Genomic DNA, 9,950 nt, shown 5'->3' on the forward strand with positions numbered 1-9,950 from the left:
TTTAAGCATACTTTACACAAACGCTCAAACCGACCCGAGGATCTATGAGATCATCGATGCGGTATCTGCCGATCGTATTGAGGCAGACATCACGACACTAGCCGGTTTTGGTACAAGAAATACCTTTAGTGACACCATAAGCGACACTCGCGGCATCGGAGCCGCCCGTAGATGGATAAAATCAGAGTTCGAGTCTATTTCTAAGGACTGCGGAAATTGTCTGGACGTATTTTACCAAAAAGACTTTGTAAAAGCTGAAGGAAATCGTAGGGTTCCTAAAGACACATGGATTGTAAACGTCGCTGCGGTACAGAAAGGCACCAAATATCCTAATAGGTATATCATTATGAGTGGTGATATCGATTCCCGAAATAGTGACGGAAGCGACTACACCAAGGATGCCCCGGGTGCCAACGATAATGCGAGTGGTATGGCGGGTGCCATCGAAGCTGCACGTGTGTTGTCCAAGTATTCGTTCGAAAGCAGTATAGTCTACCTAGGATTAAGCGGTGAAGAACAAGGGCTGTTTGGAGGTAAAGGCTTTGCCGAATACGCCAAGGCACAAGGATGGGAGATCATTGGTGTCTTAAACAACGATATGATCGGGAATATTGAAGGTGTGGATGGAATTATTAGCAATACCGAATTCAGGATTTTTTCTGAACCCGTTCCTCCTACCGAAACCGATAGAGAACGACAAGCTAGACGCTTCTACGGTGGTGAAGTAGACGGTATCTCACGACAACTGGCACGCTATGTATATACGACCACCAAAACCTATATGCCCGAAATGAAACCAATGATGATCTACCGACTGGACCGTTTTGGTCGTGGCGGTCACCATCGCCCGTTCAACGATCTTGGATATGCCGGAATTAGAATCATGGAAGCCCATGAAAATTACACCCAACAACATCAAGACCTGCGAATTGAAGACGGAATAGAATACGGCGATAAACTAAAATTCGTAAACTTCGATTATGCAGCAAAATTAACGGCCGTCAACGCAATTACTATGGCAAGCTTGGCATGGGCACCTCCGTCTCCTAACGAAGTTGCTATTGGTGGGATCGTAGAGCCTTCGGCCAAATTGAAATGGAACAAGGTCGACGGCGCTGTGGGTTACAAGATCTATTGGCGTGATACGACCTCCCCTACTTGGGACTACAGTCGATACGTGGGCGATGTTACCGAATTCACCTTAGAAGGTATAGTGATAGACAATTACTTTTTTGGCGTTGCCGCAGTGGGTGCCGATGGTCATGAAAGTGTTGTAGTATTTCCAAATTCCATATTTCGCTAACCAATTAAAATATAATAACACATTCGTTTTTAGATAATTCCCTCCTATGAAGAATTCCACTTTAATCCTGTCTATTTTTATTTGTTGTTTAGGGGTATCAAGTCTTGCCCAAAACTATTCCCGTCAAGACAGCCTGCGTGGTAGTATTACACCGGAACGGGCCTGGTGGAATCTAACACATTACGATCTATCGGTTGAAGTACATCCCGACAGTAAATTTATTGAAGGTCATAATACCATTTCGTATGAGGTTCTTGATGATCATGATCTTTTACAGCTCGACCTTCAGGCGCCCATGAAAATTAGCAAGGTGACTCAATATGGAAAAGAATTACAGTTTGCTTCGGAAGGAAATGCACATTTTATTCAGCTTCCGAAGCAACAAAAAAAAGGATCGGAACACAAGATCACTGTTCATTTTTCCGGGGAACCGCGCACCGCCAGAAACGCACCCTGGGACGGCGGTTTTTCATGGAAAAAAGATGCCAATGGCAAGCATTTTATCGCAACCTCCAACCAAGGTATTGGAGCCAGTATTTGGTGGCCCAATAAAGATCATGCCTACGACGAACCCGATAATGGACTCGATCTTAAAATTACGGTTCCAACCGGATTGATGGCTGTCGGGAACGGCAGACTAGTGCAGACCGACCAAACCACCGAAGAAGGCCCAGCAAGCAATACAAAAACCTGGCATTGGAAGGTCGTAAATCCCATTAACAACTATGGCGTAAATATTAATATTGGTGATTACGTACATTTTGGAGAAACCTACGAAGGGCTCAATGGCACACTCGATATAGACTATTATGTGCTTCGCGACAACAAGGCCAAGGCTGAAGAACAATTTAAACAAGTTCCCATGATGTTCGATGCTTTTGAACATTGGTTTGGCCCTTATCCTTTTTATGAAGACAGTTTTAAACTCGTGGAAGTGCCTTATTTGGGAATGGAGCATCAAAGTAGTGTGACCTACGGGAATAAGTACATGAATGGCTATTTAGGGAATGATCTAAGTGGTACCGGCTGGGGCTTGAAATTCGATTTTATTATTATACATGAAGCAGGACATGAGTGGTTTGCAAATAACATAACGCACATAGATGTAGCCGATATGTGGATTCACGAAGGATTTACGGCCTATTCTGAAAGTCTTTATCTCGATTATCACTTCGGAAGCGATGCTGCTGCCGAGTATGTGATCGGTACCCGTAGGGGCATTCGTAACGACAGTCCAGTTATAGGCGTTTATGAGGTACAGCAAGAAGGAAGTAGCGACATGTACTACAAAGGCGCAAATATCTTACATACATTAAGACAACTTATTGAAGATGATACCAAGTGGAGAGCGATCTTAAGAGGCTTGAACAAGGAGTTTTATCACCAAACGGTAAGTAGTGACCAAGTTGAAAAGTATATTAGCAAAGAATCGGGTATCGATCTTACTGAATTCTGGCAACAATACTTACGTACCACAAAGATCCCTAATATTGAATACCACGTAAATGGTACTAAGTTGCAGTTTCGATATACCAATATTATCGAAAAATTCGATATGCCTGTGATCGCCATTGTAAATGGCAAGGAGGAATGGATCTTCCCAACCGATTCATGGAAAACGAAAGAATTTGAAAGCCCGATAAACTCAGTATCAATAAAAAAAGATTTTTATGTGACTTCGGAAAAGATTTCAGAAAAATAATATTGACGCTTCTAGCATAAGTTGCTCGACTTAAAATGATGGGACCTTTCTTTGATTGACTAAAAGGAACTATACTCAACTTTTTTCAAGCTCCCTAAAACTAAAAAACTTTATAAAATCCCTATCTTTAAAACTTAATTAAATCCGCTAGACCATGCGCTTACTCTGTACGCTACTTTGCTTTTCGATCACACTAATAGTATCAGCCCAAAAAAAGGACAAGAAAAAATCAGATGAAGACACCACATGGGATGTTGCTGCCCCGGGAGATGACTTCAATTTTAAGACCCATCGTTTTACGACCAATGAAGGGACATGGATGAATCTAGATGTAAGTCCGGACGGACAAACCATCGTCTTCGATATGTTAGGTGATATTTACACAATACCCATAAACGGAGGCAAGGCGACCCCTATACGAACCGGAATACCGTTCGAAGTTCAACCCCGATTTAGTCCAGACGGACAGAAAATCTCTTTTACCAGTGATGCGGGTGGAGGCGACAATATATGGGTAATGAATCGAGACGGAAGCAATGCCACGCAAATCACCAAAGAAGACTTTAGATTACTTAATAATGCGGTGTGGATGCCCGACGGGAATTTTCTAATTGCACGCAAACATTTTACTTCCGGAAGAAGTTTAGGTGCCGGTGAAATGTGGCAGTATCACATTACAGGTGGCAGTGGTTTACAACTTACCAAACGTAAGAACGACCAACAAGATGTAAACGAACCCTTTGTATCGCCAGACGGAAAATACTTGTACTACAGTGAAGATATGTATCCTGGTGGATTCTTTCAGTACAATAAAGATCCAAACGATCAAATCTATGCGATTAAACGCTATGAATTCGAAACAGGTGAAACACAAACTGTCACAGGAGGCCCCGGAGGGGCTGCAAGACCGGTCGTTTCAAGAGATGGAAAAAAACTCGCGTTCGTAAAAAGGGTGCGAACGAAAAGTGTGCTTTACATTCATGATCTTGAAACTGGTGAAGAATACCCTATTTTTGATGATCTGGACAAAGACCAACAAGAAGCTTGGGCAATCTTTGGAGTCTACCCAAATTTTAATTGGATGCCCAACAATACCGAGCTCGTATTTTGGAGTGGTGGTAAGTTTCATAAGATCGACATTAATTCTCTGGCGGTCACCAATATACCTTTTACAGTCGATGTCGCTATAGATTTAGCAGAAACAGTACACTTTAATAGTCCCATAAAGAACGATACGTTTACACCCAAGGTTATTCGACATTTGGTTACTTCTCCTAACGGAAAAATGATTATATTTAATGCTTTGGGTTACCTCTGGAAAAAAGAACTTCCAAATGGAACTCCTACAAGATTAACAAACGGCACCGATTTTGAGTTCGAACCAACATTCTCCCCAGACGGAAGCACTATTGCTTACGTCACTTGGAACGATCTTGAGAAAGGTGCCATTTTTACGATACCTACCACAGGTGGAACACCCTCAAAAATAACCGACTCCAAAGGAATTTACCGTACTCCTTCCTATTCCTCGAATGGAAGAACACTTGTTTTCAGAAAAGAGAGCGGGAATACCGATCAAGGCTTTACCTACACAAAAAATCCCGGGATCTATACTCTTAACCTTACAAGTGGAGTACATAAAAAAGTTACAGATAATGGCGAATACCCAATGTTTAGTAAGGACGATAAACGTATTTTCCTACAAACGGGTGGCACTTACTTTGGAGAACTTACCAAAAAATTGATCAGTGTTAATCTTGATGGCGAAGACCTAAAAGAGCATGTTACTTCTAAATATGCGAATAGACTTATCCCCAGCCCAGATAATGAGTGGATCGCATTTACCAATCTTCATAAGGTATTTATAGCACCTTTGGTAATGAATGGAAAAACCATTGACTTGGACAACAAATCGAATTTTGTTCCGGTATCGCAAATTGCGAAGGATGCTGGTATCAACATTCATTGGTCGCCAAACAGTAATAAAGTGATGTGGACGCTTGGAGATGAGTACTTTTCGAATGAACTAAAAAATAGATTTACTTTCCTACCGGGATCACCAGAAGAAGTTCCGGACATTACAACCGAAGGTATTAAAATTGGCCTCACCGCAGCGGTCGATAAGCCCAATGGGAAAATAGCATTTACAAATGCACGCATTATTACCATGGAAGATGATGGGGTCATAGAAAACGGAAGTATCCTTATTGAGCAAAATATTATTAAAAAGATTGGAGCCGATATTTCAATTCCTGCAGATGCAAAGGTTTACGACTTGCAAGGCAAGACAATTATGCCGGGCATGGTAGATGCACACGCACACATTGGTGCATTTCGCTATGGACTCACTACACAGCAAAATTGGCAATTCATGGCCAATTTAGCCTATGGAGTGACCACGGCTCACGATCCGTCTGCCAATACAGAAACTGTATTTTCTTTATCCGAATTACAAAAGGCCGGATACCTTGTGGGGCCCCGCTTGTATTCTACAGGTTTTATACTGTATGGAGCCGATGGAGACTTTAAAGCACTGATCAACAGCCTGGAAGATGCTCGAAGCAGCATTCGTAGAACAAAGGCATTCGGTGCTAAAAGTGTAAAGAGTTACAATCAGCCACGCCGAGAACAACGACAACAAGTACTGCAAGCCGCTAGAGAAATGGAGATCAATGTAGTACCTGAAGGTGGATCAACATTTTATCACAACATCTCAATGGTGATCGATGGGCACACAGGTATCGAACATAACATTCCTATTGCTCCGGTTTATAAAGATGTACTGGAAATTTGGGGGAAAAGTGGAACCGGTTATACACCTACACTTATCGTAAATTACGGTGGTCTTAATGGAGAGTATTTTTATTACCAACGTGATAATGTTTGGGAAAACGAGAAATTACTCACGTTTACGCCGCGATCTGTAATAGATAGCCGATCGCGTCATCGCACTATGGTGCCGCAGGAAGAATATGAGAATGGGCATATATTGGTATCAAAGACCGCTAAAGCCTTGAGCGATGCCGGCGTAAAAGTAAATATGGGTGCCCATGGTCAACTTCAAGGATTGGGAGCACACTGGGAGACTTGGATGCTCGCGCAAGGGGGAATGAGCAATCTAGAAGCACTTAAAGCCGCAACTATAAACGCTGCCGAATACATTGGGGCCGGTGCAGATATTGGATCCCTCAAAGAAGGTAAAATGGCGGATCTAATTATTCTAAATGCGAATCCGTTAGATGCTATTGAAAATACTCGGCAGATTGAAATGGTTATGGCCAATGGGCGATTGTATGATGCCAACACCATGAATGAAATTGGTAACCGAACTAAAGAGCGACTTCCATTTTGGTGGGAAGCCAACAATTACAATCAGGCATTCCCTTGGCACCAATCATCGCAAGGATTTATGCATGCCGGCTGTGGTTGTCATGTAGGACTTGATTAGTATCAAGCTATACCAATGCCTGCCTATTAGTTTTTTTTAAAGATTGTTTTCCTTTTTTCTTCGGAATTGGGGTAATCGCTACGCTTGTATTTGGTTGGGCAATTGGAAGTATTATTCACGCTACCGTTACAGCGGCACTAAGCTTTCTTTGCTATCAATTTTGGAGAATCAATGGTTCAACTTTAAAGCATGAAATCGTAAATACATTAAGATCCAAAATTCATTATCTTTAATCAATAAATTGAATTTCAAATATGAAAAAACCGATACTCTTACTCGTATGCCTTGCCATGTTCATGGCATGCGAAACCAAAACTAGCAACCAAACAGAACAACCAACTGAAACAGAAGTCGACTATTGGTCATTCGAGGGTCGAGACGACCAATTTACCGGTGGTATTAAAATGATCCCGGTAGAAACCCCCTCCGGAACTTTTAATGTGTATACCAAAAGAGTGGGTAATAATCCAAAGATCAAAGTATTGCTCCTGCATGGCGGGCCCGGAATGACCCATGAGATCTACGAATGTTTCGACGGTTATTTTCCGCAGGAAGGGATCGAATATTACTACTACGACCAACTTGGAAGCTATTATAGCGATCAACCGGAGGACATGAGCCTATGGGACACCGAGCGCTTTGTAGAAGAAGTTGAACAGGTTAGAAAGGCATTGAACCTAACCAATGATAATTTTTATTTGTTCGGACAATCATGGGGTGGAATTCTTGCGTTAGAATATGCGTTGAAGTACCAAGATAACTTAAAAGGCTTGATCATTTCAAATATGGTTCCGTCCATACCCGATTACATCACTTATAATGAAGAAGTGTTGGCGCCTCAACTCGATCCGGAGGTGTTAGATGAGATCATGAAATACGAAGCGGCCGAAGATTATGGCAATGAACGATATTTAGAACTTATCGTAAATAATTATTATCCCAAGCATGTAATTCGAATGCCTGTGGAAGAGTGGCCCAATTCGCTAAATCGAGGCTTTAGTCATCTAAATCCCGATGTATATGTAACCATGCAAGGGCCAAGTGAATTTGGGATTAAGGGCGATGCTACTTTAAAAAATTGGAATGTTAAAGATAGACTGAAAGAAATAGAAGTTCCTACGTTATCAATCGGGGCTACTTACGATACAATGGATCCTGAACAGATGAAATGGATGGCCAATGAAGTACAGCACGGTCGTTTTCATCTTTGTCCCAATGGTAGTCATTTATCGCAGTACGATGATCAAAAAACCTTCTTTTCAGGCTTGATCGACTTTATAAAGGATGTAGATGATGGCAACTTTAAAAAATAAAAAAGACCCTATGAAAATAGGGTCTTGATCAATTTTATTGAGAAGCTATTAGTTAGCCGGCATCAATACTGCGTCAATACCGTGAATCACTCCGTTAGAAGCATCCATATCGGCATCGGCTACAGTTGCCGTTTTACCTTTAGCATCTTTTACCATTACCTTACCATCTTTTAGAGACAGTGTAAGGTTTTCACCTTGTAAAGTAGTAACAGAATACGCATTGTTGTTATCTTCTATAGCTTTGATTACATCGGCAGCTTTCCATTCTCCGGAAACTACATGATACTTAAGCAGGTTTTGCAATTGCTCTTTGTTCTCTGGCTTCATTAGGTTATCTAATGTCGCTTTAGGTACAGCGGCAAACGCATCGTTTGTTGGAGCGAACACGGTAAATTCACCTTCACCCATAAACGTTTCTGCCAACCCGGCGGTTTTCAAAGCACTCACTAAAGTAGAGTACGTTTGGTTGTTCATAGCTTTGGCAGCAATGGTATTTTTTTCAAATTCCATTTTAGCCATTTCAGCTTCTTCTTCAGCCTTCATTTTGGCTTCCATTTCCATTTTTTCAGCCTCAGCTTTAGCTTCTTCTTCTTTTTTCTTTGTGTCATCACAAGCGGTAAATAACATACCTACTACAGCTAATGACAGTACTATTGATTTGAACTTCATAATGTTTGTATTGTTGATTTTTGTTTGAATCAAATATAGCTGTTGTTATGTGAAATTTGTATTAAAACAATTTAAGATTTAGTTAAATAATACCCAATTTGCTTTTTAACCTAAAATTGTGCGACACCACGTTATTAAAGGGTTAAAAAAGACTTCTTGGTTACGAAAAATGGGTAAAATGTTATATCTTTAGGTCAACAACAATTCAAAATTGAAATAAAATGGTAAAAGCAAAGTATCAAAGCGTTCTCGATCTGGGAGAAAAATTAAAGATCCAAAAAGGAGATGTGCAAGTAAACGGTAATCGATTGGAAATAAAAGGAGTCGCCAATAATCAATACCAAAAAGATTTACTCTGGGACGAGATCAAACGTGTGGGCGGTGAAAACCCCGATGATATTACGGCCGACATAAAAGTTGCAGACACCTCTGTCTATGCTAGACACACCGTTGAAAAAGGAGAGTCGCTAAGCAAGATTTCAAAACACTATTATGGAGACCCCATGAAATACAACGCCATTTTTGAAGCAAATCGAGACCAACTCGATAATCCGGACATGATCCACCCGGGGCAACAACTAGTGATTCCAAAATTATAATCCGTCATTAATTAATTAACCCAAAACTGTTTATTTTCATTATTCGATAATAAGCAGTTTTTTTATGGCCCAATTATTTTCAGACATATCCATTTGGTTGCTCATTACCCTTTTTGTACTTGGAGCTGCGTCCTTCACCCTATCCACTATTAGCGGTGGCGGCGGGGCCCTCATGCAAATCCCTATTCTAAACTTTTTAATTGGAACTTCTCAGACCGCACCGGTCATCAATCTAGGGACGTTTATTAGTCGGCCCTCACGTATCATAATCTTTTGGAAGCATATTGTGTGGCGTGTCTTTTGGTATTACGTGCCCTCGGCTATGGTCGGGGCCGTTTTGGCCGCCTTTCTTTTTGCCGAAGTTAAGATCTATTGGATTCAGATCGTGGTGGGATTATTTTTGGTTAGTACGTTCTTTCAGTATCGCTTCGGAAAGAAAGAGCGTTCGTTCGAGGTTCGGTATTGGTACTTTATTCCGTTAGGATTTTTTATTTCGATGATCGGAACATTTACCGGAGGTATGGGGCCCATTCTTAATCCGTTCTTACTGAATGCCGGGATCGAAAAAGAATCGCTAGTGGGCACTAAAGCTGCACAAGCTTTTTTCCTGGGAATCGCTCAAATTGGAAGTTATACCTTCTTCGGACTCTTAACACCTGAACTTTGGGTCTACGGCATCGCACTCGGTCTAGGAGCTACCTTAGGCAACTTTATTGGTAAAGAACTGCTTAAACGCATGAGCAAACTTGCATTTCGAAAATGGGTGATCGCGATCATGGTGATAAGCGGACTCGTTTTACTCGTAAAAGCATTTTCAGAATTATTCTAAAATACCAGTACAATGGCATTCTAAAAAACGCATAAAAAAAGCCGCATTATGCGGCTTATAATTAAATTCAATAATTGTGATCATTAA

At 41.2% G+C, this 9,950-nt stretch carries 7 protein-coding genes; 6 read left to right on the forward strand and 1 reads right to left on the reverse strand.

Annotated features, from left to right (window positions below):
* The first annotated feature begins 7 nt into the window (after nt 1–7).
* The 4 genes from DWA30_RS02135 to DWA30_RS02150 all read left to right on the forward strand — a co-directional run bounded on the left by DWA30_RS02135 (nt 8) and on the right by DWA30_RS02150 (nt 7,766).
* Nucleotides 8–1,303, forward strand: coding sequence for a M28 family metallopeptidase (locus DWA30_RS02135; protein ID WP_114490890.1), 1,296 nt, complete (start codon nt 8–10; stop codon nt 1,301–1,303).
* A 46-nt stretch (nt 1,304–1,349) separates the two neighbouring features.
* Nucleotides 1,350–3,005, forward strand: coding sequence for a M1 family metallopeptidase (locus DWA30_RS02140; RefSeq protein ID WP_114490884.1), 1,656 nt, complete (start codon nt 1,350–1,352; stop codon nt 3,003–3,005).
* Between the two features lie 154 nt (nt 3,006–3,159).
* Entirely contained in the window at nt 3,160–6,453 is a 3,294-nt protein-coding gene (locus tag DWA30_RS02145) for an amidohydrolase family protein (protein ID WP_114490885.1), read from the forward strand.
* A gap of 254 nt (nt 6,454–6,707) precedes the next feature.
* Nucleotides 6,708–7,766: a proline iminopeptidase-family hydrolase gene (locus DWA30_RS02150; protein ID WP_114490886.1), complete on the forward strand. Its 1,059-nt coding sequence runs from the start codon at nt 6,708–6,710 to the stop codon at nt 7,764–7,766.
* A 48-nt stretch (nt 7,767–7,814) separates the two neighbouring features.
* Here DWA30_RS02150 and DWA30_RS02155 read toward each other — a convergent pair whose 3' ends face one another.
* Entirely contained in the window at nt 7,815–8,435 is a 621-nt protein-coding gene (locus DWA30_RS02155) for a fasciclin domain-containing protein (protein WP_114490887.1), read from the reverse strand.
* Between the two features lie 221 nt (nt 8,436–8,656).
* Here DWA30_RS02155 and DWA30_RS02160 point away from each other — a divergent pair, with 221 nt between their 5' ends.
* Together DWA30_RS02160 and DWA30_RS02165 are read left to right on the forward strand one after the other, a co-directional pair.
* Nucleotides 8,657–9,034 (forward strand): LysM peptidoglycan-binding domain-containing protein, encoded by a 378-nt coding sequence (locus DWA30_RS02160; RefSeq protein WP_114490888.1) that lies wholly within the window; start codon nt 8,657–8,659, stop codon nt 9,032–9,034.
* A 64-nt stretch (nt 9,035–9,098) separates the two neighbouring features.
* Complete coding sequence (locus tag DWA30_RS02165) at nt 9,099–9,863, forward strand: sulfite exporter TauE/SafE family protein (RefSeq protein WP_114490889.1); 765 nt, start codon at nt 9,099–9,101, stop codon at nt 9,861–9,863.
* The last annotated feature ends 87 nt before the right edge of the window (nt 9,864–9,950 follow it).

The sequence above is a fragment of the Candidatus Ulvibacter alkanivorans genome, from assembly GCF_003333325.1.
Taxonomy (GTDB): Bacteria; Bacteroidota; Bacteroidia; order Flavobacteriales; family Flavobacteriaceae; genus Ulvibacter_A; species Ulvibacter_A alkanivorans.

Coding starts and splice junctions, on each gene's coding strand:
- DWA30_RS02140 (WP_114490884.1), top strand. CDS start 1,350: ATGAAGAATTCCACTTTAATCCTGTCTATTTTTATTTGTTGTTTAGGG.
- DWA30_RS02145 (WP_114490885.1), top strand. CDS start 3,160: ATGCGCTTACTCTGTACGCTACTTTGCTTTTCGATCACACTAATAGTA.
- DWA30_RS02150 (WP_114490886.1), top strand. CDS start 6,708: ATGAAAAAACCGATACTCTTACTCGTATGCCTTGCCATGTTCATGGCA.
- DWA30_RS02155 (WP_114490887.1), bottom strand. CDS start 8,435: ATGAAGTTCAAATCAATAGTACTGTCATTAGCTGTAGTAGGTATGTTA.
- DWA30_RS02160 (WP_114490888.1), top strand. CDS start 8,657: ATGGTAAAAGCAAAGTATCAAAGCGTTCTCGATCTGGGAGAAAAATTA.
- DWA30_RS02165 (WP_114490889.1), top strand. CDS start 9,099: ATGGCCCAATTATTTTCAGACATATCCATTTGGTTGCTCATTACCCTT.